The 24,797-nt window shown below is 62.4% G+C and carries 24 protein-coding genes; 11 read left to right on the forward strand and 13 right to left on the reverse strand.

Features of this window, described 5'->3' with window-relative positions; genetic code table 11:
• Positions 1-114 precede the first annotated feature (114 nt).
• On the reverse strand, positions 115-408 hold the full coding sequence (locus tag BHC62_RS04170) for a hypothetical protein (protein WP_029297627.1): 294 nt from the start codon (positions 406-408) through the stop codon (positions 115-117).
• Between the two features lie 99 nt (positions 409-507).
• Between BHC62_RS04170 and pbpC the strand changes: the two genes are divergently transcribed.
• From pbpC to BHC62_RS04200, 6 genes are all read left to right on the forward strand, one after another.
• Positions 508-2,838, forward strand: coding sequence for a peptidoglycan glycosyltransferase PbpC (gene pbpC / locus BHC62_RS04175; RefSeq protein WP_070994305.1), 2,331 nt, complete (start codon positions 508-510; stop codon positions 2,836-2,838).
• A gap of 156 nt (positions 2,839-2,994) precedes the next feature.
• Entirely contained in the window at positions 2,995-3,303 is a 309-nt protein-coding gene (locus BHC62_RS04180; protein ID WP_029297623.1) for a MazG-like family protein, read from the forward strand.
• Positions 3,296-4,045, forward strand: coding sequence for a methyltransferase (locus BHC62_RS04185; RefSeq protein ID WP_029297621.1), 750 nt, complete (start codon positions 3,296-3,298; stop codon positions 4,043-4,045). The genes BHC62_RS04180 and BHC62_RS04185 overlap by 8 nt, the downstream gene beginning before the upstream one ends.
• Before the next feature lie 24 nt (positions 4,046-4,069).
• A complete protein-coding gene (locus tag BHC62_RS04190; protein ID WP_070994306.1) occupies positions 4,070-4,672 on the forward strand; it encodes a DUF4136 domain-containing protein in 603 nt (200 codons plus the stop codon).
• A gap of 45 nt (positions 4,673-4,717) precedes the next feature.
• Complete coding sequence (locus tag BHC62_RS04195) at positions 4,718-5,275, forward strand: DUF4136 domain-containing protein (protein ID WP_029297617.1); 558 nt, start codon at positions 4,718-4,720, stop codon at positions 5,273-5,275.
• A 278-nt stretch (positions 5,276-5,553) separates the two neighbouring features.
• Positions 5,554-7,566, forward strand: coding sequence for a pilus assembly protein TadG-related protein (locus BHC62_RS04200; protein WP_070994307.1), 2,013 nt, complete (start codon positions 5,554-5,556; stop codon positions 7,564-7,566).
• Here the strand turns inward: BHC62_RS04200 and BHC62_RS04205 are convergent.
• Positions 7,563-10,307: an ATP-binding protein gene (locus BHC62_RS04205; protein ID WP_070994308.1), complete on the reverse strand. Its 2,745-nt coding sequence runs from the start codon at positions 10,305-10,307 to the stop codon at positions 7,563-7,565. The genes BHC62_RS04200 and BHC62_RS04205 overlap by 4 nt on opposite strands.
• Entirely contained in the window at positions 10,304-10,741 is a 438-nt protein-coding gene (locus BHC62_RS04210) for a TadE/TadG family type IV pilus assembly protein (RefSeq protein WP_029297611.1), read from the reverse strand. Before BHC62_RS04210 ends, BHC62_RS04205 begins: the two co-directional genes overlap by 4 nt.
• Positions 10,742-10,813: 72 nt before the next feature.
• Between BHC62_RS04210 and BHC62_RS04215 the strand changes: the two genes are divergently transcribed.
• Positions 10,814-11,287, forward strand: a complete 474-nt coding sequence (locus tag BHC62_RS04215) for a prepilin peptidase (protein WP_070994309.1) — start codon at positions 10,814-10,816, stop codon at positions 11,285-11,287.
• 125 nt (positions 11,288-11,412) lie between these two features.
• Positions 11,413-12,195, forward strand: coding sequence for a response regulator transcription factor (locus tag BHC62_RS04220; RefSeq protein ID WP_029297607.1), 783 nt, complete (start codon positions 11,413-11,415; stop codon positions 12,193-12,195).
• Between the two features lie 176 nt (positions 12,196-12,371).
• Here BHC62_RS04220 and BHC62_RS04225 read toward each other — a convergent pair whose 3' ends face one another.
• Genes BHC62_RS04225 through cpaB form a run of 8 tightly spaced genes read right to left on the reverse strand, consistent with a single transcriptional unit; the run spans position 12,372 to position 19,802 of the window.
• Positions 12,372-12,644, reverse strand: a complete 273-nt coding sequence (locus BHC62_RS04225) for a DUF3613 domain-containing protein (protein ID WP_029297605.1) — start codon at positions 12,642-12,644, stop codon at positions 12,372-12,374.
• A 19-nt stretch (positions 12,645-12,663) separates the two neighbouring features.
• Positions 12,664-13,383 (reverse strand): tetratricopeptide repeat protein, encoded by a 720-nt coding sequence (locus BHC62_RS04230; RefSeq protein WP_029297603.1) that lies wholly within the window; start codon positions 13,381-13,383, stop codon positions 12,664-12,666.
• A gap of 10 nt (positions 13,384-13,393) precedes the next feature.
• Positions 13,394-14,281: a type II secretion system F family protein gene (locus BHC62_RS04235; protein ID WP_070994310.1), complete on the reverse strand. Its 888-nt coding sequence runs from the start codon at positions 14,279-14,281 to the stop codon at positions 13,394-13,396.
• Between the two features lies 1 nt (position 14,282).
• A complete protein-coding gene (locus tag BHC62_RS04240; RefSeq protein ID WP_029297599.1) occupies positions 14,283-15,164 on the reverse strand; it encodes a type II secretion system F family protein in 882 nt (293 codons plus the stop codon).
• A gap of 10 nt (positions 15,165-15,174) precedes the next feature.
• A complete protein-coding gene (locus BHC62_RS04245; protein ID WP_070994311.1) occupies positions 15,175-16,446 on the reverse strand; it encodes a CpaF family protein in 1,272 nt (423 codons plus the stop codon).
• A complete protein-coding gene (locus BHC62_RS04250) occupies positions 16,443-17,636 on the reverse strand; it encodes a pilus assembly protein (protein ID WP_029297595.1) in 1,194 nt (397 codons plus the stop codon). Before BHC62_RS04250 ends, BHC62_RS04245 begins: the two co-directional genes overlap by 4 nt.
• Positions 17,633-18,835 (reverse strand): type II and III secretion system protein family protein, encoded by a 1,203-nt coding sequence (locus BHC62_RS04255; RefSeq protein WP_070994312.1) that lies wholly within the window; start codon positions 18,833-18,835, stop codon positions 17,633-17,635. The genes BHC62_RS04250 and BHC62_RS04255 overlap by 4 nt, the downstream gene beginning before the upstream one ends.
• A gap of 19 nt (positions 18,836-18,854) precedes the next feature.
• Positions 18,855-19,802, reverse strand: a complete 948-nt coding sequence (cpaB, locus tag BHC62_RS04260; RefSeq protein WP_070994313.1) for a Flp pilus assembly protein CpaB — start codon at positions 19,800-19,802, stop codon at positions 18,855-18,857.
• A gap of 327 nt (positions 19,803-20,129) precedes the next feature.
• On the opposite strand from cpaB, the gene BHC62_RS04265 reads away from it, so the two are divergent.
• From BHC62_RS04265 to BHC62_RS04275, 3 genes are read left to right on the forward strand one after another with little or no spacing between them, the layout of a single operon-like run.
• Positions 20,130-20,318 (forward strand): Flp family type IVb pilin, encoded by a 189-nt coding sequence (locus BHC62_RS04265; protein WP_029297589.1) that lies wholly within the window; start codon positions 20,130-20,132, stop codon positions 20,316-20,318.
• 55 nt (positions 20,319-20,373) lie between these two features.
• Positions 20,374-20,766: a response regulator gene (locus tag BHC62_RS04270; protein ID WP_029297587.1), complete on the forward strand. Its 393-nt coding sequence runs from the start codon at positions 20,374-20,376 to the stop codon at positions 20,764-20,766.
• Positions 20,767-20,810: 44 nt separating this feature from the next.
• A complete protein-coding gene (locus BHC62_RS04275; RefSeq protein ID WP_029297585.1) occupies positions 20,811-20,999 on the forward strand; it encodes a Flp family type IVb pilin in 189 nt (62 codons plus the stop codon).
• A gap of 180 nt (positions 21,000-21,179) precedes the next feature.
• Here BHC62_RS04275 and BHC62_RS04280 read toward each other — a convergent pair whose 3' ends face one another.
• Together BHC62_RS04280 and BHC62_RS04285 are read right to left on the reverse strand one after the other, a co-directional pair.
• Positions 21,180-22,862: a ShlB/FhaC/HecB family hemolysin secretion/activation protein gene (locus BHC62_RS04280; RefSeq protein ID WP_070994314.1), complete on the reverse strand. Its 1,683-nt coding sequence runs from the start codon at positions 22,860-22,862 to the stop codon at positions 21,180-21,182.
• A gap of 168 nt (positions 22,863-23,030) precedes the next feature.
• Positions 23,031-24,752, reverse strand: a complete 1,722-nt coding sequence (locus tag BHC62_RS04285; RefSeq protein WP_256324231.1) for a collagen-like triple helix repeat-containing protein — start codon at positions 24,750-24,752, stop codon at positions 23,031-23,033.
• Between the last annotated feature and the right edge of the window lie 45 nt (positions 24,753-24,797).

Here is a 24,797-nt window from a genome sequence, read left to right on the forward strand (position 1 = left end):
GCTTGATCTTTAATGTGGGAGCGGGCTTGCCCGCGATAGCGGTGTATCAGCCGCCGAATGTATCGGCTGAAATAGCGCTATCGCGGGCAAGCCCGCTCCCACAGGTAAGGGGTGTTAATGCACAACCCAACTGAGCAGCCACAGCCCCAGCAGCAACCAGATAATCCCCATGATGATCGAGGCCCGCATAAATGCCCGGACTGCCGAGTACAGCAGCATCAGGCCAATGATCAGGGTGATGATGCTGATGATCGAGGTATCCATGCCCAGGGTGCGGGACAGGCCATCGATAAAATTGCCACCGGCATTGGTCAGGGCGCCGAACAGTCCGCTGAGCCCGTCGACGATAAAGCGGATGACCGAACCGAGCGCTTGGCCCAGCCATTCGAAAAAGCTTTCTACCTGCATATGAGTTTCCTGATGAAAGGGTGGGCGTATCTGCCGGACCTGAGCCTTTGGTCGCCAATCCCTTGGGCGAGTTCCCTTGAAGCATAGAGGTTTGCCCGTTTGAATTTGCGAATAGTTGCACGCGCTACCCTGGGTAGCCTGCTGGTGGTGACAGCCCTGCTTTGGCTGGCCGACCGCCTCTGGCCGTTGCCGCTGCCCAAGGACGACCTGGCCCGCGTGGTGCTGGCCGAAGATGGCACGCCGCTCTGGCGTTTCGCGGATGCCAACGGCGTATGGCGTTACCCGGTCGCCACCGGTGAAGTCTCGCCGTATTACCTCGATGCGCTGCTGACCTACGAAGACCGTTGGTTCTACCAACACCCCGGCGTCAACCCGCTGGCCCTGGTGCGGGCAACCTGGCAGAACCTCTCCGGGGCGCGGGTGGTGTCCGGCGGCAGCACCTTGTCGATGCAAGTGGCGCGCCTGCTCGATCCCCATTCGCGCACCTTGCCGGGCAAGTTTCGCCAGCTGTGGCGCACGGCGCAGTTGGAGTGGCACCTGTCCAAGGATCAAATCCTCAACCTGTACCTCAATCGCGCGCCCTTCGGTGGCACCTTGCAAGGGGTGGCAGCAGCCAGTTGGGCGTACCTGGGCAAATCTCCACAGCACCTGACCCACGCCGAAGCGGCTTTGCTCGCGGTGCTGCCCCAGGCGCCGAGCCGCCTGCGCCCGGATCGTCACCCGCAGCGCGCCCAGGAGGCGCGGGACAAAGTGCTGCGGCGCCTGGCCGAGTTTCAGGTCTGGCCGCAATCGGCGGTCGACGAGGCCCTGGAAGAGCCCCTGTTGCTGGCGCCGCGCCTGGAACCCAGCCTGGCGCCGCTGCTGGCGCGCCGCCTGAACCGTCCTGACAGCCCGCCGCTGATTCGCACCACGATCGACGCGACCCTGCAACGCCGTCTCGAAGACCTGCTGCTGGGCTGGCGCGCACGCCTGCCGGAGCACACCTCGGCGGCCATCCTCGTGGTCGAGGAAGAAAGCATGGCCGTGCGCGCCTACCTGGGATCGGTGGACATCAACGATGCACGGCGCTTTGGCCATGTGGATATGATCAGCGCCCTGCGCTCGCCGGGCTCGACCCTCAAACCCTTCCTGTATGGCATGGCCCTGGACGCGGGGCTGATTCACTCCGAATCGCTGCTGCAGGATGTGCCACGGCGCTATGGCGATTACCGGCCGGGCAATTTCTCCATGGGCTTTACCGGTGCGGTACCGGCCAGTACGGCGCTCTCCAGCTCGTTGAACCTGCCGGCGGTGCAACTGCTGGAAGCCTACGGGCCCAAGCGCTTTGCCGGGGAGATGCGCATCGGCGGCATGCCCCTGGCGTTGCCGGCGCTGGCTGAACCGAACCTGGCGTTGATCCTCGGCGGTGCCGGCAGCCGCCTGGAGGACCTGGTCGGCGGCTACAGCGCGTTGGCCCGTGACGGCAAGAGCGCCGCGATCCGCTTGCAGCCTGGGGATGCGCTCAAGGAGCGTCCGCTGTTATCGCCTGGTTCGGCGTGGATCGTGCGGCGCATCCTCAGTGGCCAGGCACGGCCGGATCGTGATCCCCGGGCCGAGTTGGTACAGCGCCCGGTGCTGGCCTGGAAGACCGGCACCAGCTACGGCTTTCGCGATGCCTGGGCCATCGGGGTCGGGCCGCGCTACTTGATTGGGGTGTGGATCGGCCGCCCGGACGGCACCCCGGTGCCGGGCCAGTTTGGCCTGGCCTCGGCGGCGCCGTTGATGCTGCAAGTGCACGATGTGCTGACCAATCGCGACAGCCAGCGCGGCATTACCGCGCCCGTCAAAGCCGTGCCGATGAACGTCGGCGTGGCGGCGATCTGTTGGCCCCTGGGCCAGCCCATGGGGCGTAGCGACCCCAATTGCCGGCGCCAGCGCTTTGCCTGGACCCTGGACAACACCACGCCGCCGACCTTGCAGGCACTGGATCAGCCGTTGGGTGTCGGCTTGATGGAAACCATATGGGTCAACGCCAAAGGCTTGCGCGTGGCCGCCAGTTGTCCGGGCGCGGTATCGCGGGATATTGCCCTGTGGCCGGCACCGCTGGAGCCGTGGCTGCCGAAGATCGAGCGGCGTGACGCTCGCATCCCCGCGCCAGACCCGGATTGCCCGCCACCGGCGTTGGCGGCGTCGTCGCCGTTGTCGGTGGTGGGCGTGCGGGAGGGAGATCAACTGCGCTTGCCGGCGGGCAGCCAGCAGCAGTTGCGCTTGAAGCTATCGGCGTTGGGCGGCAGTGGGCGGCGCTGGTGGTTCCTCAACGGGGCGCCGCTGGGCGACAGTACCAACCAGGACAGTATCAATGCCAGCCTGGAGCAGTTGGGGCGCTATCAACTGAGTGTGCTCGATGAGGCGGGGCAGACGGCCCGGGTTGAGTTCAGCGTGGTTGATTAGATCGCTATCGCAGGCAAGCCAGCTCCCACAGTTTGATTTTTGAATACCGTCAAATGTGGGAGCTGGCTTGCCTGCGATGGCGGCCTTGAGCGCGCCGCAAATTTATTTGCCATCCCCGCCCTTGAGCCCGAAGCTATACCTCTTCAGGAGCCCCCCATGAATCTCGAACACCTTACCGAACGCATGCATCGCATCCGCGATAACAACGACTGGAAACAGTTCCACAGCCCGAAAAACCTGGCCATGGCCGCCAGTGTCGAAATGGCTGAACTGGTAGAAATCTTCCAGTGGCTGAGCGAAGACCAATCCCGCCAGTTACCCGCCGAAAAACTCGCCCACGCCGGCCAGGAAGTGGGTGACATCGTGCTCTATCTCCTGCTGCTGTGCGGTGAGCTGGGCCTGGATATGAACCAGGTGGTAAGCGCCAAGCTGGCTGACAACGAGCGGCGGTTTGCCCATGAGTGATCGTCATTTCGACCAATTGGCCACGCGATTTGCCGAGAAGATCTACGGCGGTGCCAAGGGCGCGATTCGCCTGGCCGTGTTGCAGGCCGACCTGATCGAGGCCCTGCCGGATCGCCCCTTGCGCGTGCTGGATATCGGCGCAGGCCTGGGCCATATGTCGCTGTGGCTGGCCGAGCGCGGGCATCAGGTGACGTTGGCCGAACCCGCCGAGCCGATGCTCGAAGGCGCCCGCCAGCGTTTCGCCGAGGCGGGGCAGACTGCAACGTTCATCCAGGCGCCGTGGCAGGAGCTGTTGGGTCAGCTCACCGAGCCCTATGACCTGGTGCTGTGCCACGCCGTGCTGGAATGGCTGGCCGAACCCCACGCGATCCTGCCGGTGCTGCACCAGTTGACGACGCCGGGCGGCTGGTTGTCCCTGGCGTTCTATAACCGTGATGCGTTGATTTATCGCAACTTGCTCAAGGGCCACTTTCGCAAGATGCGCAAGAACGACATGGCCGGCGAAAAACAGAGCCTGACCCCGCAACAGCCCCTGGACCCGCGTGAACTGGCGGCGCAACTTGAAGGCCTGTGGCAGGTCGAAAGCCAGAGCGGGGTACGGGTATTCCACGACTACATGCCGGTGGAATTCCAGGCCCGCGCCGATTTGCAGGACTTGTTGGAGATGGAACTCGCTCACCGTCGTCACCCAAGCTTTGCCGGACTTGGGCGTTATTTGCACTGGATCTGCCGTCCGGTTTAAGCGGCCCAGTCTGCGGAGATCGAAATGAAGCGCTGTGCATTGATCCTGCTGTGCCTGGGGCTGGGTGCCTGCTCCAGCAACAACCCGTATGTTGCGGCGTCCAAGCCCATGCCGCCGGCGCCTGCCCAGGCCGCCAACACCTTTGACGCCAGCGCCTACCCGGCGCCGGTGCGCGACTATGGCGCCTACCGCAACTGGGCCTGGCGCAACGGCCAATTGCCGGCTGGCTCGGCCTGGGCCGATCCTGCGCAGATCGCCGAAGCCGTCAGCGGCGCCCTCGACCAGCGCGGTCTGCGCCCGGTACATGACCAGGGTGCGCCGGACTTGCTGGTCAGCGCCGACGTGCACCTGGAAAAGCGCCTGCGCCAGGTGCAGGACGATTATGGCTATGGCTACGGTGGCTACAATCGCTATGGCAACGGCTACGGCATGTACAACTCGGTGCCGATTGTGCGCACCTATGAAGTGCAGGTCGTGGTGGTGCGCGTCAACCTGTTCGACGCCCGCACGGGCCAGCCGGTGTGGAGCGCCAGCGCCGAAACGGGCAGCCAGGGCAGCTTGAGTGAACGTAGTGATGCCTTGCGCCAGGCTGTGCAGAAGGCGATGACGGCGTATCCTCCGAGTTAACAGCTATTCTCATCTCAGGTTCGGTTTGCCCTTTGGAGAACTACCATGTTGCGTCGTATCGCTTTGCTCGCTTTTGCCGTGCTGCTGGGCGGTTGCCAGACCAATCAGGTCAACCACGACTTTGACGCCAGCCGCGACTTTGGTGCCTACCGTAGCTGGGCCTGGAAAGATCCGGCGTTGCAGTACCGACCTGACGATCCGCGGATCAAGAGTGACCTTACCGAACAGCGCATCCGCCAGGCGGTGGCCGACCAGCTCGACCAACGCGGCCTGCGCCCGGCCGCCCCCGGGGCCAAGGCTGACGTGAACGTGCAGGCCTACCTGATCGTCGAAGATCGCCAGCAACAAGTCACCACCAACTACGGCGGCGCCTGGGGTGGCCCGTGGAATGGCTATTGGGGCGCGCCGATGTACAACGAAACGCGCAACGTCACCTATAAGGTCGCCACCCTCCAGATCGACCTGCTCGACGGCAAGGACGGCAAGCTGGTGTGGCGCGGCAGCGATGAACAGATGATGAGCAGCTCCCCCAGCCCCCAAGACCGCAGCGCGGCGATCCGGGCGACGGTGACCAAGGTGCTGTCCAACTACCCACCACGGTAAGTCTTACTCGGCCAGTCCCGATCTGTGTCACGAACACCGATCAAATGTGGGAGCCGTCGAGCCCCAGCGAGGCCGCGATGGGATCGCCGCGATGTACCTGTTACACCGCAGCGCCCGCATCGCAGGCAAGCCAGCTCCCACAGGTGTTGTGTGTGGCCTTGAGGGTTCCGTCAGTCGCCAAAGTGGCAACTTGCCAGCGCACCTTCCAAGCCTTGTCTACACTGCTGTTCATTACAGGAGAGTAAGCGCTCGGCAGTTCGCCGGCAAAGGAGTGCTCGATGTCTCCCCGACTTCGTTCTGGCCAACGTGGCGCAATCGGTCTGGTGTTCGCCGGGACCTTGGCCTTGGCCCTGGTATTTCTGTTGCTGGTGGTCGATAGCGGTCGCCTGTACCTGGAAAAACGCAAGCTGCAGGCCGTTGCCGACACCGCCGCCCTGGAAGCCGCCAACCGCGGCGGGCAGTGTGCAGGCAGCACCACCGCCGTCGACTACGCCAAGCAGAACGCCACCCGCAATGGCTTCACCGTCGTCGCCAACGACCCCAGCCGCGCCCTGGCGGTGACGTGTGGGACGTTGTTGACCAATGGCCTCAACACCCGTGTCTTTACGGCGGATGCCACCAAGAATGAGGCCATCCGCGTAGTCGCCACTCGTACCATCACCACCGGTATTGCCAACGGCGTATGGCGGTTGTTCAGCGGTACGTATAACGCTAATACGACATTGACGGCGACCGCGGTGGCGGCGCTGGCGACCCCAGTGGCCGCACTCACAATCCGCAGCACAGCAGTGGTTGTGGACACAGACAAAAAAGCCTCGGTTCTCAATGCGCTGTTCGGTGGCTTGTTGGGCGGTGGCCTGAACCTATCGGTGGCAGGCTGGAATGGTTTGATTAATACCAACATCTCTCTATTGAGTTATCTGGACCGGCTGAAGCTCGACCTGGGCCTGACAGCGGTTGGCTATACAGAGGTTCTTGGTAATACCCTCGGTGTTGGCCAACTAATTCAAAGTGCGATCAATGTATTGGACCCGACCAACACACTGGCGACGGATGTAACGATTGTCGGCTTAAAAGCGCTCAAGACAGCTGCTGGCTCTACTCAAGTCGTATTGGGCGATATTCTGCAGATTGCCAGTGGCACTGATGTGGCGTCTCTGGCAGTGAACATGCGGGTGTTTGATCTGATCGAAGGTTTTGTGCAATTGGCCAACAAGAAAAACGGTTTACTGGCCAGTGTCCCGATTGACTTGCCTGGCGTGGCGCAAATCACGGCGACCGTTCAGGTTTTGCAGCCGCCTCAGTTATCTGCTGTCGGTAATCCAGCCAAGGCTGTAGCAGCAGGACATAACCCTGAAACGGGTCCGAATCGTATCTATGTGCGCACGTCGCAGCTGCGCGTTCTACTTTCGGTCAACTTGCCGGTATTGGACACAGTCGTGAGTTTGGTGAACGGCGTGACCGGATTGGCGGGACCTCTGGCAAGCACGGTGGGTGCGCTGCTACATCTTGATATTGTGGGCGCGATCAATGCGCTGACATGTGGTTTGGGCGCACTTTGTACTTCGCCCAACCTCCAGATTCTGCCCCCGCCCGTCCACGTGGATATTGCGGTAGAAGCTGCCAGCGCCAGCAGTTGGGTAACGGCCTACAGTTGTGCAAGCCCCACCAATAAAAGCCTGACAACCAGCACCAATACCTCGTTGGTTAACTTGAAACTGGGTCAGGTTGACGGTCTGTCCAGCATTTTCGGCAGCAGTCAAACTCCACCCCAGATGGTTGTGAAACCATTGAAGGTCGTTGATATCGGTACTGAATCGTGTCGCCGCTTTCTGGTACTCAATGATTGCAATGCCCGCGTTCCCTCCGTGGGAGGTGGTATCGGGTTATCTGCCAATATCGACGTCGGTGGTAGCAAGAACCTTCCCCATACTTACCTGTCCCCCGATTTACCGGAAATATCGCAACAACCATTCTATTTCCCTTACACCACCAGCAATATTGTCAGCGGGCTCACCGACCCAGCGAAGGGAACAGCCGCGGGCCTTGTTCTAAATATGTATGGTCCGCAGCCCGGAAACGAAAACCTGCTAGGCAGTCTCATTGGTGGTCTCGGAACCACGCTAAATAGCGTCACTTCCCTATTGATCAGTACGATCAAAACCACGCTTACGCCGCTGCTGGACTCGCTGATAAATACCCTGTTACTGGCCTTGGGCGTCGATCTAAATAAAGTGGATGTAGGTGCCAACCTGAGTTGCCAAGCAGGCCGCGCCTACCTCGTCATCTAACCCCCACCCACCACCGGCAACTCCACACAAAACCGCGCGCCGTGTTCGCTGTTGGCGACGCTCAGGCGTCCGCCCATGTTTTCCACAATGCCGTAGCTCACCGACAACCCCAGCCCGGTGCCGACGCCTATCGGCTTGGTGGTAAAGAACGGCTCGAAGATGCGCTCCAGCAACCGTGCATCGATGCCGCCGCCGTTGTCTTCGACAAAGAGGCGCACATGGCGGCTGTCGTGTTCGCTGTACAGCGCGATCCATGGGTGGAAGTCGTGGTTTTTTTCGTGCCGTGCCATCAGCGCGTCGCGGGCGTTGACTACCAGGTTGATCAGTACCTGTTCCAGTTGGTCCACATGGCCGTTGACCTGCGCGCTGAAGTCCATGGGGGTGATGCGCAGGTCCACACCCTTGCCGCGCAGGCCTTCGCCCAGCAGTGACTGGGTACCTTCCACTGCCTGGGCCGGGTCGAAGGGTTGTTGCTCGACCTCCGAGCGGCGGCCGAACACGCGCATATGGTCCACCACCCTGGCCGCGCGCTGGACCTGGGCGTCGATGCGCTGGAGTTTTTCGATCAGGTAGTCGATCTGTACGTCGCCGTTGCCCAGGCGCTTGAGCACATTGACGATGGCCATGCGCATCACGTTCAGCGGTTGGTTGATCTCATGGGCCAGGCCGGTAGCCATTTCGCCGAGGGTGGCCATTTTTGCGCTTTGGGTCAGTTGCTGCTGGGAGCGGCGCACTTCAGTGTTGTCGCGGCCCACGGCCTGGATTTCCTGCAACTGGCCGTGCTCGTCGAACACGCCACGGTCGGACCACACCCACCACGCATGTTCGCGCCCCGGCAGTTGCAGGCTGATTTCGGCAGTACTGACGGGGAATTCCGGGCTCAACTGGCCGATGCGTTTTACGAAGGCGTTGCGCTGTTCTTCAGATAACCAGTGGCCCAGGTTGACCCCTGGCAATTGTGCCGGCGTACATTCCAGGTAGTTGGCCAGGGGCGTGTTGCCGAAGGTCAGGGTCAGGTCCGGGCGGTAGCGGCAGATCATGGCCGGCGAGTCTTCGACGAGGATGCGATAGCGCTCTTCGCTGTCCTTGATCTGTTGCGCCGCCAGGGTCGCTTCCGTGACGTCCAGCCACAGGCCGACGGCTTCCACCGGCAAGCCAAGGTCGTCGCGCAAAAGCTTGGCTTCGTCCAGCAGCCAGTGGTAATTGCCCTGGCGATCGCGCACGCGGTAGCGACTGCGCACGCTGCCTTCGCGGAGCAATTGCCGGGTACGTTCGAAGTACAGGTCACGGTCTTCGGGGTGTACCCATTCCACGGAGGTGTCGTGGGTGCATTCGGCCAGGGTCCAGCCCAGCAGCGGCAGCAGGCTGTCGCTGAAGAATGCCGGGTGCAGTGCGCCGTTGACGTAGCGCTGCACGTAGATCACCGCCGGGGAGCTGGCGATCAGGTTGTCCAGGCGGGCATGGGCGGCGGCGGCCTGTAGTTGCTGGTTCTTGATGTCGCTGATGTCGAGCATGAAACCGATCCAGCGCCGATGTTCGCCGGTGCCCAGCACCTGGCCCTGTACGCGGTACCAGATGGGGTTCTGCTTGGCGTCGCTGCGCAGCAGGCGCACGCTGGTCAGTAGCGGTTTGCCCAGGGTTTGCAGGTCTTGCAGGCGGCTGTTGAGCTCCTGGCGGTCGGCGGGGTGAATCAACTCCAGCCAGTTGCCCAGCACCTGTTTGGTTGGCGCATCTTCCGGGCTCAGGCTGCGCATCAGTTGCGGCGCCAGCAGGATCTCTTCACCGCTGGCCAGCAGTTCCCACCAGCCGGTGCCGAGCAGGCCTTGCAAGGCTTCAACCCGTTCCAGTTGCTGGTGATGGCGCTGCTCGCGCAGGCGGCTGAGCAGCGGTGCGGCGAGGGCGGCGGCAAGGTTCAGCCAGTCGCGTTCGCTGACGTCGGGGTGGCCACTGTAGAAGCCGCACAGCAACCAGGCGGCGACGCCCTGGCTATCGCGGTATGGCACCAGCAGGCCTTCGGCATTGCCAAATACACTGTGCAGGCGCGGGTGTTCGCTGCGGCCCTGCAGGGTTTTGAGGCTCAGCGGGGTGTTGCCGTTGAGGCTGTCCAGGCAGGTGCCGAGGCGTTGGCCCGGTTCCCAGAGCTGTGGCGCGTCATGGGCGCTGTAGCTGCAATACACCAGCCAGTCCTGGTCCTGTTGGTCGAGCAGGACCATGGCCACGCACGGGATGCGCCAACGCTGGGCGAGGCTGCGCAGGTGCTCACTGAAGACCTGGGGCAAGCGCGTCAGGCTGCACACCCGCAGTTGCTCGCTCATCTGGCTGGCGAGTTGATGGTTCTGTTCGCGCTGCTGGGCCAATTGCCGGCCGGTCAGCAGGTCGCTGATATCCGTCAGGCGCAGGAGCCAGCCATCGGCGTCCGGCTCGATCCAGCCACGGGTGTGCAAGATGCTGTCGCCGGCGCCTTGGAAGTCCAGGTCCATGCTATGGCGCTGCCAGTCGGCAGGTGTGCCTTCGATGCTTAAAGCGCCGGGCAGGCACAGCAGGTCGCGCAGCAGCGGTTGAGCCTGGTTACCCAGGTGGCGGGCCAGGTGTTGCTGTAGTGCACGGCTGATGTCCAGCACATGACCTTGCTGATCCAGGCGCAGGTGCAAGCCCGGCGCGGGTGGGCTGGCGGGCGTCTCCAGGGCCTGGGCGTTGCTGCGGCCCAGCAGCCGGCCGAAGATTTTGTCACCGGAGTTCAAAATTGCAGGCTCGACTGGGCATGCAGCGTGGTCGGCAACCTGGGGACGGTGCCAATGCCCGGCAGGACAATAAACGGCAGCACGTTCTTGAGATTGGCCGAGGGGTAGTTGATTTCGACGGTCAGCACCCCTGCGGTGTAGGTCGGCTTGATATGGCCCGCCTGGAACTGGAAGGTCGCGGGGATCCACTGCAATTGGCTTTGTACGGTTTGCGTGGCGCGCTGGATAAGCGCCGCGCTGTAGTTGGGGGTGCTGGGGTCCAATGCCACGCTGCGGCGCACAGCCTCGGCCGTGGCCTGGTTGAAGGACTGCAACAGCAACAGCGGCAGGCTGTAGCTGACCGTGGCATAGAACACCGCAAAAAAGATCACGAACACCGCGGCAAATTCGATGGCGACGGCGCCTTTTTGCTTTCTAGGGAGGCTGGTTTTCATCACTGCGACTACCCTGACTGCTACTACCTGATATCAGCATAGAATCAATCAGCAAAAAGGGACGGTTTTTACGTGATCCAAGGCCTCGTGGTTTTTGTCTGGTTGGTGTTGTGTGCGGTGCAGGATGTTCGCCAGCGGCTGATTGCCAATCGGCTGACCCTCGGCGCACTGCTGCTGGCGCTGCTCTATCTGCTGTGGAGTGGCAGCACCTGGCTCGGTACTTCCAGGGCTGAAGGGGTGTGGGCATTTGTCCTGGCGCTGCTGTTGACGTTGCCGGGCTACGCCCTCGGGCGCCTGGGCGCCGGTGATGTGAAGTTGCTCGCGGCGTTGGCGTTGGCGTCGAATTCGACCTACCTGTTGTGGTCGCTGATAGGTGCCGGCGTAGCCAATGTCGCCTGGCTGGTGTACGGGCCGCGGCTGTTACCACTTGCCAGTCAAGGCGTTAGGGCGCGCCTGGGTTATCTGGTGGTGGATCCGTCAAAAAAACTGCCCTTTGCACCGTTTCTTTTAGTGGGTTTCACCCTGGCCTGGCTGGTGCTCCATTAGTCGCGGGGGCTCTATATCGCTATGTACATAGTCGGAAAGTACGTCTACGTTTATTTGTACAGCAAGTAGGAAAGTTCTTCGGAACGGATAGGTCAATTTTTGGCTTGCCAGGCATGGAGTAGCGCGTGAACAAGCTTACGTCTGCAGTAAAAGTGCTCGTGGTCGATGATCAGCCGCTGATCGTGGAGGAGCTTTGCGAATTTCTTGAAAGCAGCGGTTATCGCTGTGTCCCTTGCGGCTCCAGCCAGCAGGCGGTGCAACGCTTCAGTGAAGACCCGCAGATCGGCCTGGTGCTGTGTGACCTGCATATGCCGGATATGGACGGTATCGAGTTGGTGCAGGCCCTGCAGAAAATCGCCGGCAAGCAGCGGGCATTCGAAGCCATCATGTTGACCGGCAGGGCCGACAAGCAGGACGTGATCAAGGCGTTGCGCGTGGGTATCTCCGATTATTACCAGAAGCCGATCAACCTCAACGAATTGCTCGAAGGGTTGCAGCGCCAGGAGGCCGCGCTGGAGGAGCGCCACAAGAACCTGCACCTGGGCAACCTGAACCAGAAGCTGCAATACCTTTCTGAATCCATCGACGACTTGTACCAGGACCTGGACAAGGTCCGTCGCGGTCCGGCGCCACAAGCCGATGGCGACGGGGCAGGCGAGGAGGGCGAGCGCCTGGAGGTGCCGGCGATCTTCAATCAGTTGTCACCCCGGCAACTGGACGTCGCAAGGCTGGTGGGCAAGGGCCAGACCAATTACCAGATCGCGTGCGAGCTGGGCATCACCGAGAACACGGTCAAGCTGTACGTGTCCCAGGTGTTGCGCCTGACCCATATGCACAACCGCACCCAACTGGCTTTGGCGTTGTCGCCGAGCAATTCGGCATTGCGCCAACGGGTGACGGCGCACTGAGGATTACTGATTACTCAGGACATGCACAAAACAAATGTGGGAGCGGGCTTGCTCGCGAATACGGTGGGTCAGAGCCAGATAGGCTGACTGACATGCCGCATTCGCGAGCAAGCCCGCTCCCACATTTTGAGTGGGGTACATCCGATAGTTCTCCAGTGGCCGTGAGGTCGCCTAGATTATTTGCTACCGCCCGAGCTTGCGCTTGCGCCGTCCTCGCCAAACTTCTCGGGGATCGCGAATTTCTTGCTTTCCAGCAAACGCTGCAGCGCCAGTTCGCGCTCGGCGAGCGTTGCCCTTTGCACCGTGGGCGAGGCGGCTTGCCCGTGGACTTGCAGCCCCAGCCAGTTCTCCGTTTCCTGCTGGGCCTTGGACGAGGGCCCAGGCTCGATGGCCTGTACTGACAGAGGCAGGGCCAGCAGCGTCAGGCTGGCGAGGTAATGGAATTTCATCATCGACTCCTTCAAGCGCTTACTTGATTAGTACGGGCGGTGCATCGCTGGCCGCCGCGACCTGGCCGTTGGCCTTGGCGGCTGGCGTGCCGGCCTTGAGCTTCTCGGCGCGGGCCTGGGCCTCGGTGACCTGCTCGGGGCTCAGGCCCACCTGGCTGGCCAGTTGCGCGGCCTGGCCCCAGTTGTCCTGATAGATCAACAGGGTCACCAGGTTGACGGCCGCCAGTTGATCGCTTTGCTTGAGCTCCATGGCCGTCATGAATTCAAAGCGCGCCTCTTCCAGGCGCCGTTGGTTGAGGTAGACCACCCCCAGGTCGTTGCGGATTTTTTCATCGGTGGGCGCCAGTTGCGCTGCCCGTTGCATATGGGCCAGGGCTTGCTCGTTGTCGCCACGGGCCGCCGCCAGTTGCCCCAGGCCGTGCTCACCTTCGGCCGCCATGCAGGTGCCCAGCAGGCTGCGGTACAGCGGTTGCGCTTCACTGCGCCCCAGCAGGCGGTAGACCTTGGCCTTGCGCTGGCGCACTTGCGGCAAAGACTCCGGCAGGCTTTGCAGGTTGGCCAGGCTGGCGTGCATCTTCCCTTCATTGGCCATGTCGTCGGCCAGGTTCAATGACAACTCCTGCTCGGAACTGGGCTTGGTGCAACTGCCCGGGGTCATCAGCGCCGACCAGGGCATCTGGCCGTTGCTGGCACAGCCGCCGAGCATCAGCAGGCTCAGGCCTGCAATCAGTGCTTTCATCGAGCGCTCCTCAAAAACTGCTCAGGGCCCGGGAGATCGCAATGAATGCCGGCCCCCCCAGCACAATCAACAAAGCGGGAAACAGGAAGACCATCATCACCACCGACATCTTGGCCGACATCTTCGAGATGAACTCCTGCAAACGGGTGAGGCGGCGGTCATCGAGCAGTTGCTTGAGGGCCAGCAGCGACTTCATGGCGCCGCCGCCCTGCTGGATCAGTTGCTGCAAAATGATGCAGGTGTCGGTGAACTCGTCCACGGCCAGTAGCCGGGCGGTCTTGCCCAGTTCCTCGCTCAGTTCCAGGCCCGAGTCGACCCGTGCCAGGATCAGTCGCAACTCCTGGGTCAGCGCCGGCAGCAGGCGCTGCGCCTCAACGCTCAACACGCGCAGGGACTGCTCAACCGCCATGCCCGACTCGAACAAGATGCGCAGCAGCGGGATGAAGGTCGACACCTCGCGGGAAATTTGCTGCTGGCGGGCCCTGGCCGCACTGGCGAGGATGCGTTTGGGGATCAGGTAGCCCACGCCCAGGCCGAGCAGGGGCGCGATCCAAGGGGAGTCGGAACCTGGGAAGAGCAGCTCTTGGCCCAACAGCACCACGCCCGCCAGCACCAACGGCACGCCAATCTGGCAGGCGGCGAAGATCGAGCGCTGGTTGGCTTTGCGCCAGCCCACACGGTTGAGCAGGATCTGGGTTTCGTTATCCATGCTCACCGAGCGCTGGGCCAGCTGGCTGCTGCCAAACTGGCTGAGCAGGGTGCCGAGGCGGTCACCGCGTACCAGTTGGCCTTGCAGGCGTTGGTTGACCAGGCGCTCGCGGCGGCGCTGGCCCAGCAACTGGCCGGCGATCAGCACGAGCGCAGCCAAAAACAGTAAGGCACTGATCAGCAGAACCATCTCAAATACTCCGCAACATGCGCCACATCGTCAGGCAGCCCAGCACCTGCATGGTCAGCGCGGCCAGCAGCATGTAGCGGCCGCTGTCGTCGTTCCACATGGTCAGCAGGTAGCCGGGGTTGATCAGCATGAAATAGCCCACCATCGCAATGGGCATGCCGGCCAGCACAAAGGCGGTGACGCGGGTCTCGCCGGTCATGGCGCGCAATTGCCGCGCGCCTTGCTCCCGTTCGCGGATGACCTTGATCAGGTTCTCCAGCAAGTCACTGGCGTTGCCGCCGTAGCGGTGGTTGACCTTGAGTCCCAGGGCGAGCATGCGGAACTCGTCCTGCTCGTAGAATTCGGCAAAATCACTGGCGGCCTCGGGCAGGCTGACCCCCAATTGCACGTTGCGCTGGATACGCTCCATGGCAGGCTTCAAAGGCGCCTCGGTGCTGTCGATGGCACCCAGCAGGGCATCTGCCAGGGTGCGCCCGGATTTCAGGCTGCGCACGGTGTGGTCGAGGACTTGCGGCAATTGTTCGACCATCCGTTTAACCCGCCGCCGATAGCGCCAGGCGATGTACAGCCGCAGTATCAGGGGCGGAAGCACTAACATTGCGGCCATCCCGACCCAGCTCCACACCAGCAAGCCCAGGAGCGCGCCCAACACCCAGCAGGTCACCCACAGGCCCAGGCTGTCAGTGGGCTTGCCCAGGCCCGCGCGCTGGAACATGCGCTCCAGGCCGACCCAGCGGCCGCGCTCTTCGGCCAGCAGCGGCTGCCCTTCGGCGAGCCGCTCCAGGACCCGATCGGTTTCCGCCTGGCGCAGGCCACTGAGGAACAGATGCAGCGACACGCCAATCAGGATTACGCAACTGAACATCAAGATGGCGCCGGTCATGGTGACGCTCCTATAGCGGCAAGGCCGATTCGCGGCGCAGCTTGTCACCCGCCGGGTTGACCGCCTCGCGCAGGAAACCAAAGCCGGTGCGCCGGTCATGGCGGAACAGGGTGTTGGTGACATACACGTCATCGCGCACCCCCACGACCTCCACCACTTCACTGACGCAGCGCCGGCCATCGGGCATGCGGGTCAGCTGGATCACCACATCCAAGGCCGCACAGATCATCTGGCGCAGGGTTTTCTCCGCGACCACGCGACCGGTCAGGCCCACCAGGGTTTCCAGGCGCAATAGCGCGTCCTGGGCATTGTTGGCGTGCACGGTACTCATGGAACCGTCGTGGCCGGTGTTCATTGCGGTCATCACATCCAGCACTTCCACACCGCGGATCTCACCGAGGATGATGCGGTCCGGCCGCATCCGCAGGGCGTTGCGGATCAGGTCGCTGGCCTTTACCTCACCATGCCCCTCGGCATTCGGCGGGCGGGTTTCCAGGCGCACCACGTGGGGGTGGCCCAGTTGCAGTTCGGCGACGTCTTCGATGGTCACCAGGCGTTCATGGGGGTTGATCAATTGGCTGAGGATATTGAGCAGGGTGGTCTTGCCGGTGCCGGTGCCGCCGCTGATCAGGATATTGCAGCGCTTGCCGACCGCCTCCTGGAAAAACTCGAAGATCGCCTGGTCGATGGTCTGCATCGCTACCAGGTCGCTGCTCTTGAGCATGTCCTTGCGAAACTTACGAATCGACAGGCACGGGCCGTCCAGGGCAATCGGCGGGATGATCGCGTTGACCCGGCTGCCATCGGGCAGCCGGGCATCGACCATCGGCGATGACTCATCCAGGCGCCGGCCCAGCGGTGCGAGGATGCGTTGCATGACCCGCTCCACATGATGGGCGTCGATAAAACGCAGGTCGCTCTGGTGCAACAGGCCGTCGCGCTCGACAAATACCCGGTGCGGGCCGTTGACCAGGATCTCGGTCACCGAGGGGTCGCGCAACAACACTTCCAGCGGACCGAAACCGGTCAGCTCATCGACGATTTCTTCGGCCAGGCGCTCCATCTCATAACGCGAAATCGCCAGGTGCATGCGCGTGATGTATTCCGACACCTTGTCGATGACAAATTGCGCCAGGGATTGGCGCGAGCCTTCCAGCAGGTTTTTGCCTGACTCTTCGATGGCGTCGATGATGTAGCGGTGCAGCACCAGTTTCAGACCGTCGTGATCCACCGCACTGTTAAGCCCACGGGCGGGTGCGCCGAAGAGTTTTTCGCTGCTCATTTGGGAGTCCCCAGCAGCCGATCGAACCAGCGGGTGGAGGGTTTTTCCAGACCTTCGGAGCGCTTGGCCAGGCGCTCACCGAGGGTCTTGAGGTTTTGCGTCAGGGTCTCCCGGGGCGCCAGGCTGAACAAGGTTTGCCCCTGGTTCTTGGCGTTCAGGCGCACCTCGGGGCTGAAGGGCAGCACGGCGATGGCCTCCAGGCCGAAGCTCTTTTCCAGGGCATCGGTGTCCGGCGCGGCACCTTTGAGGTAGCGGTCCACCAGCAGCTTGGCATGATCAAGCTTCATGCCTTTTTCCCGCCACTGATTGAGTACCGCCAGGTTGCGCCGGCAGTCGAGGACGTTCTGGTCGGTGCACCACAAGAGCTTGTCGCAATGGCTGACGAAGGTGCGCAAGGCTTCGCTGTCGCGCTGGCCGGTGAGGTTCACCACGATGTGCTGGAAGTGCTGGCGCAGGGCGCTGAGCAGCATGTACAACTCGGCGGCGCTGGTCATTTCCAGTGGCTCGTCGCTTTCGGTATAGGCGAGGATGCGCAGCCCACCCTCGGTGGCGGTGAATGCGCTGTTAATCAGGGTGGTGTCCAGGCGGCGCAGGTGGCGCAGTGCATCGCCAAAGTTGAACGAACTTTCCAGGCCCAGCAGCGCCAGGCTGTCACCACGGGGCAGGCCCAGGTCCAGCAGCAGGGTCTGTTGACCACTCTTTTGCACCACCATCGCCAGGTGGCTGGCGAGCAGGGCGCCGTCGGCATTGCCCTGGGTGCCATACAGCACGGTGAGGCCGCCCAGGTGTGCGTTGTGTGCCACCGGTGGCAGGCGCTTGCTCAGGCGTCGCACCAGGCCGGCGACTTCGCTGGAGCGTGAGCCGTAGGCGACAAAATCCCGCGCGCCGGCACGCATTGCGTTGAGCACCAGTTGATTGTCCATGCCGTCGCCCAGGGCGACGATGGCGAGCATTGGCTTGGCTTCCAGGGCGCCTTCGATCAAGGCGCTCTGGGCCACCACATGCTCGCGGTCCAGGCCCACGAACACCAGGTTGGCGAAGGTCACGTCCACCAGGGCCAACAGTTCATCAAGGCTGCCACCACCGGCACTGACCACTTGGCCCAGGGGCGCCAGGGCGCCTTGCAGCCATTCCAGGTCGGTGGTGTTGCGGGTGATTGCCAGGAACGTCTGGCTCAGGCTATCGCTCATTGGGAAAGTCCTGTGCGTCGGTCGAAGTTGCCGTTTTCCAGGAAGTACAGGCGATACCAGTTGGGGTCGTAGGTGCGCAGTTTTTCCCCGGGCAGGGACGGCAGGCGTGCGTTGGCGGCCAGGGGCTGGACCAAGTGCGGGGTGACGATCATCAGCAGCTCTTTTTCCTCGCGGCTGACGTTGCTGTCGCGGAAAAACGCGCCGAGGATCGGGATATCGCCCAGGCCTGGAAACTTGCTGATGGTGGAGCGGTTGTTATTGCTGATCAGGCCGCTGATCACAAAGCTTTCGCCATCGGCCAGGGACACCGTGGTGTCGGTGCGGCGCACGGTCAGGGCCGGCACCTGGATGCCCTCTACCTGTAGGGCGTTGGCGTAATCCAGCTCGCTGACTTCCGGCGCCACCTTCAGGGAAATCCGCGTGCGGTCGATCACGGTCGGGGTCAGCGTCAGGCGGATGCCGAACTCTTTGTACTCGATGGAGATCGTGTCGCTGCCGGCGCTGGGCACCGGGATCGGCACTTCGCCGCCGGCCAGAAAGGTCGCACTGTGCCCGCTCATGGCAACCAGGCTCGGACGCGCGAGGGTGTAGGCAAAACCGCTGCGTTCCAGGGCATTGATCACCGCCGAAAAACGCCCACCACCAATGCCGATATTAAAACTCTCGTTATCCAGCGGCAGGCTCATCCCGGCGGTGCGCGGGCTACCGAACAGGAAGTTGCGCGTGCCGCCAAAGATCGAGGTACTGGCCTCCTTGAGCTTGGTGCGGCTGACTTCCACAAAGCGGATATCGGTCTGCACCTGGCTCGGCAGGGACGGGTCGTCGGAGGGCGACAGGGCCATGCTGGTCAGGCTTGAGCTGGCCTTGCCCTTGACGAACACCATGCTCTGGCGCGGGGCGCTGGAACAACGGGTCCAGACCATCAGGCTAGTGGCGCCAGAGGCAACGCCGGTGAGCAGGAACGCGCGGTCACCATTGAGGTGTACGTCGGCGATTTTGGGGTCACCAATGGCCAGCCGGGTGATCGCCACCGGTGACTGCAGGTTTTGCTGCAAGCCTTCGCCGACCTCGACCACGGCCGGCAGGGCACCCAGGTTGTTGCAGGTGTCCGAGGCGCCGAATGCCAGGCCGACAGGCAGGCTGGACAGCATCAAGGCCCAGGCCATTTGAGTGAACGCAGGTGCGAAACGTTGGCGCATTCAGGGCATCCTTGCTCAATCAGGGGTTTTGTTGGGTCGCTTGGTTACCACGTATGACCTCGATGCCGGAGCGCCTGGTTTCGCTGGCGCCCCAGGCTTGCGCGACTCTTTTCGGGGCCCCGAGCATCGCCAGTTGAGTGAACTGGTACAGCTCGCGATTAGCGCTTTGCAGGTTGGCGGGGGCCTCGTTGTTGCCGGCCCAGTACTGGCTCAACAACTGCTCATCGGCACTGCGTACGGCCAGGCGCAAGGTGCCGGCGCTGGTTGCCAGCATCAAGCGGCTCATCAACTGTTGTGGCACTGCCAACACCACGGTCCGTGGCGGGCTTGCCTGGCGTTGTGCCTGGCGGGCTTTTTCTTCATCGGTGGTGGGCGGGGCTACGGCCGGCTTGCCATCGTTGGTCGGGCCGAGGTTATCGCCCACACTGAGCAGGCGCAGGGCCGGCACGATGACCTGGGCCGTGGCCTCAGGGTTGGTGCCTTCCGGACGCAGGAACAGCAGCACATCCACAAAATCCCCGGGGCTCAACTGGCCGGCGGCGCCGATGACCTCATCGACGGCGACCGCCAGGGCGCGTTCGTCAGGGCGGATCATGCGGGCCAGGGGGCCACCGGCATTGAAGCTCGAATCATCCAGCCAGGTACCGGCAGGCAGTGCTCTCAAGGGCGTGCGGCCGATGGCCTGGTCGAGGCTGGTCAGGCTGCCGGCCGGTGCCGTGCGCAGTCTTTCCAGGGTCAGGTCGGCGGCGGTGAGGGCGATATACGGCGGCACATCATGGGCCAGGACCACTACCGATTGGCGGGTCTGGTCTTCGACGGCGGCGACGGTTTTTTCCACGGAAACGCCAGATGGCGACGGTTCGACAACCGGCTCAGGCGGGCGACTCAGCACCAGCCCCCAATAGCCTGCGAATAGCGCACCGATTAATAACAACCCGGCCAGGATCATGCTGACACGACTGTTCATGAAGGCTCTCCCTTTCCTGTTGCACTACGGGCCCGTTTTTCCCAACGAGTTTATTTCGCAACCAGGCAGCTATGAACATCTAACGATTTCGCTATTTGACGGTAGCCGAGCTAGGACAAAATGCCATTAGCCATCACGATTTATTTTGGAACTATCGACATGCCTCCTGAAAACGCGGGTTTATGACGTCAGTGTTGTGACTACTACTTTGTGATTAATCCGTTCTTACAGTTGTTGATGTGGGGTTTGTTGACAATGCTCTAGTGGCACGCAGCAATCACCGTGCAGTACCGCGATCTGCGCAAGTAAGCGCAAAGGAGAAGTCATATGTTCCTTACCTTCATGATGAAGCTCTACCTTCAACTCCAACTGCTGTTTCATCGCAAAGAGGGCGCTACGGCGATCGAGTATGTGATCCTCGTAGCAGTTATTGCGTTAGTCGTATTGGCAGCAGGGAAATTGCTTGGGCCTCAGATCGCGGCCATGTTCGCTAAAGTCGGGGCAGCCTTGACCTGATTGGCAACAGCGCTTTGAGCAAGCCCATCAGTGATTGTCTTGGAAGGTATTGCTCATGAACGCTGTTGTGACGAGCCGCCAGCAGATCCTGTTGGTGGATGACGAAGAAGATGCCCTCGTAGAACTGGCGGAATCGCTGGGGAACGAGGGCTTTGTTTGCTTCTGTGCCAGCTCCGTCACGGATGCACTACAGGAGCTGACACTGCATCCTGATATTGCGCTGGTCATCACTGACTTGCGCATGCCTGAGGAAAGCGGCATTTCCCTGATCAAGCGCTTGCGTGAGCACACCTCACGCCAGCACCTGCCCGTGATTGTTATGTCGGGTCATGCCGAAATGGATGACGTCAGTGACATGTTGCGCTTGCAGGTCCTGGACCTGTTTCGCAAACCCATCTACCTGGTTCGTTTGATCGATACCCTAAACAATCTGTTTCCCAGGGCGTAGGGAGCAGTTGGCCAGTCCGTAGCGCCCATCTGAGGAGATGTTCTATGTTGCCTGCCCTGCTGCTGAGGATTTGCACGTGGTGGATGCTGTTAGTGCGCCGACGGGACGGTGCGACGGCGATTGAATACGTGATTTTGATTGTGGTGATTGCGTTGGTGGTACTGGCGGCCGGGAAGTTGCTGGGGCCGCAGATTGCGACGTTCTTTGGCAAGGTGGGGGATGCGCTGACCTGAGTACGGCGGCTATTGTGGCGAGGGGGCTTGTCCCCCGCTGGGCTGCGCAGCAGCCCCAAAACCGGCCACTTCGGTGTGGCTGATAAAAATCAGTAAGTCTTATTGGGGCTGCTGCGCAGCCCAGCGGGGGACAAGCCCCCTCTCCACAGGTCAGCGCGCCTTTATTGGCTCAAACCACCCCTACAACTGATAGCTGAAACTCAACGTATACCGCGGCCGCCGGTTAAAACTGTCCAGCGCCATATCCGACATCGGCTTGGCCGCCTCCAACGCAATGTTGTAGTACTTGGCATCGCCAAACCGCAGGCCTATGGCGGCAGAGGACATGTCGCTATCTTTCACCGGCAAGTTGTTGAACCACGCCTTGGCACGGTCGAGCACGATGTAGGGCTGCACGATCCTTACCCAGTCGCCACTGCGGTTGTAGCTGTAGTTGACCTCGTAGGCCACCCCCCAGCCCTTGTCGCCCGAGCCCTGGTCATCCGGGTAACCACGCCCGAAATTCTGCCCGCCGAACACTGCGCGCTCGCTGTCGGGCAAGGTGTCGTCGCTCCAGTACAGCGCTGCCGAGAGCACGCCTTGCCAATTGTCGAAGAACTTGTCGCTCTGTACCCCGGACAGGCGCAGGCGGAAGAAGTCCAGGTCAGACTTTATCCCTTCCAGGTCGCTGCGTGTCTTGGCCCCCAAGCCGTCGATGCCTTGGTACAGGCCGGCACTGAGGATGCGCAATTGGCGATCATCGGCCTTGCGCCAGTCTCCTTCGAAGGCCAGTGCGCGCAGGTCGGTTTCTACGTCGAACCGTTGCGGGTAACCCACCAGTTGATAGCGGGTCCGGTCGTTCACTCCGTAGAAGCGGGTGCCGAGGGTCAGGGACTCGCTGGGCGAGGCGATCAGCGGATGGCTCAGGCCGATGGAGAAGCGGTCGTTCTCCCGGTGCGGCTTGAGTGAAAAGCCGCCGTCCAGGCGGATACGGGTGCTCGGGTCGCTGCGATAGCGCGCGCCATACAGGCTCAATTGCGTGCCTTCGGCATTGATGAACTGGCTGTAGTCGAGCCGGTAGTAACGCTCTTTGTCTTCCCCCGGCGGGAACAGGCCGCTGAGGCTCACTTGTTCGCCCATTGCAGTGTGGGAGTTGCTGGTGCCGGCGATCAGGGCTTGCAGGCCGCCACGGCTGTCGTCGGTCATGCTCATGCTGCTGGTAAACGGTTTGCGGCTGGCCTGGATATTCATATGCGCGGCACCGTCGGTGGTGCCCGGTGGCGGTACTTGCGCTTGCAGGGTCACGCCGGGAATCCGCCCCATCAAGGTGGTGTAACGCTCAAACGTCTTGCGGGTCAGCGGGCGTTCGGCCTGGAGCTTTTGCGCCAGCTTGTCGACGTAGCCCGAGACCGAACCAATGTCGCCCTGCACTTGGTAGTCCTTGATGTAGCCCTCGACCAAAACCACCCGCACCAGGCCCTGCTCGAAGCGTTGGTCGGGCAGGAAGGCGTAGGACAACAGGTAGCCGTCCTGCTGATAGCGACGGGTGATGCTGCGGGTGGCTTCGATCAGTTGCGCAAGGTTGGTTTCATGGCCAATCAACGGCTCGAAAACCTGGGCGACTTCCTGCAGCGGGTACACGGTGCCGCCCTCGATCTGCAGTTTGCGGATGGTGACTTTGGTGTCCATCAGCAACGGTTGCGCTTGTGCGGCCGGGGTCTCTGGTAGCTGGGTCTGCGGCGTCACCGGGCGGTAGGCGTCGGCCGGCAGGTTGGGTACGGGGAGGTTGCGGATGGTGTCGTTGCTGTTGAGGAAGCTGGGTAGGGTCTCGGCGTGGACGTAAGCGCTGAGGGTGAGCAATAACAACGGCGTCAAAACGCGCATAGGACACTCCATGGTCAAAACTGCAGCGGCATTTCGCAGGTTCCCGCCGGGTTCTTGGGCACGGTTCGGGAGTTCCAATAAAAAAGACGAGAGACCCATTGGAATCTCTCGTCTCAACCAAGCGTAGGCGCTGTAGAGGAGGCCGTCTAATGGCCAGGTGCAATTCTTCTATTTGCCGGTCAGGCCCTTGAGCAGGCCACCTACGCCGGTGTTTGCAGTGGCCGATCCAGACGCCGTGGCATTGGCGTTGGCGTTGATGTTCAGGCCGCCGAGCAGGCCACCACCACTACCGCTGGTGCCGCCGGTTACCAGGCCACCGACCGAGGACACCACCCCACCGACTGTGTTGACGGTCTGGCCTACAGTGTTGGTGATTGGGTTGGCATTGGCTGCGGTGATGTTGCCGCCGAGGCTGCTGACTGCGCCGCCCACTTGAGTCACCAAGCCGTTGACCGGTGCGCCGATGCCGGTGGTGGTGCCGATGTTCTGGGTCAGGCTGCTGACACCCGAAGTCACAGGGTTAAGCGCCGCGCCCACATTGGTCGCCAGACCTGCTACCGGTGCGGTTGCCGCGGTGTTGGCCACACCGTTGCCACCGATCACTGTGCCGAGCGAGGCCACGGTGTTGCCCAGTGCGCCACCTGCCACACCCCCTGCACTGACGGTGCCGTTGGTGTTGCCCGCATTCAGGCCGTTACCGACGTTGGCCACCAGGCCGCCCACCAGTTCAGGCAGACCGGATGCCGGGGCACTGCCACTGCCGGTACCGGCAGACGGTGCCACATAACCACCCGCAGTGCCTGCTACCGCACCGACACCGCTGAGCACGCTGCCCACGGCACCGGTCACTGGGTTGCCAGCGCCACCTGCGCCTGCCACCTGAGTGCCGAGGCCGGTGACGGTAGAGCCGACTTTATCCAGCAGGCCATTGACCGGGTTGCCCAGGCCGGTGGCTTTACCCAGGTTGCCGGTGGTGTTTTCCACCAGCGAGACCACAGGCACCAGCACTTTGCCGCCCAGGGTGTTGGTGACCGATCCCAGTGGGCCGGTGGTGCTGGCGGTACTCAAGGTATCGCCGAGCATGGTGACTGCCTGGCCAACTTTATCCACCAGGCCACCTGCTGCTCCACCGACGCCGCCGGTAAGGCCGCCGACTACCGGGATACCGCCCAGGGTAGTCGAGAGTGTTTTGCCGGTGTTCGAAACACCCGTGCCCAGGTCGGCAACGCCGTTGGCCACACCGGCCACGGTAACGCCTACGGAGTTGCTGTTGGTGCCCAGGGAGCCCAGGCCAGTGCCGACGCCAGTGCCGACGCTGCCAACCGCGGTGCCCACGCTGGTCACCAGGCCGCCTGCGGCAGTGCCGACTACCGGAACGCCGCCAACGGTTGTGCCGATGCCACCGATCGCTGTACCGACGTTACCGAGGGTGCTGCCCAGATTGGCCGCAATCTGACCAGTGACCAATGGGCTGGTAGTCGAGCCGGTGCCGCCGCCTGTGCCGCCGCCAGTACCACCGCCTGTGCCGCCACCTGTGCCGCCGCCAGTGCCACCGCCGGTTCCGCCACCTGTGCCGCCGCCAGTGCCACCGCCGGTTCCGCCACCTGTGCCACCGCCAGTGCCACCGCCGGTTCCGCCACCCGTGCCGCCGCCAGTGCCACCACCGTCGCCGCCACCTGTGCCGCCACCCGTGCCACCGCCAGTTCCGCCACCGTCGCCGCCACCCGTGCCGCCGCCGTCACCACCACCGGTACCGGCGCCAGCATCCGGGGACGAGGATGCAACGCTGCTCTTATGACCGCCACCACCACTGCTGCAGCCTCCCAGGCTCATCGCCAAGATAAGGGCCAATGCAGTACTTGCCTTCCACAACACGACTTGAGTTTTCATGATGAGTTCCTTAGCACCTGGTACAGCCTTTGTTGGTCTCGCAAG

Origin of the sequence: Pseudomonas sp. 06C 126 (genome assembly GCF_001855215.1) — a bacterium.
GTDB lineage: Bacteria > Pseudomonadota > Gammaproteobacteria > Pseudomonadales > Pseudomonadaceae > Aquipseudomonas > Aquipseudomonas proteolytica.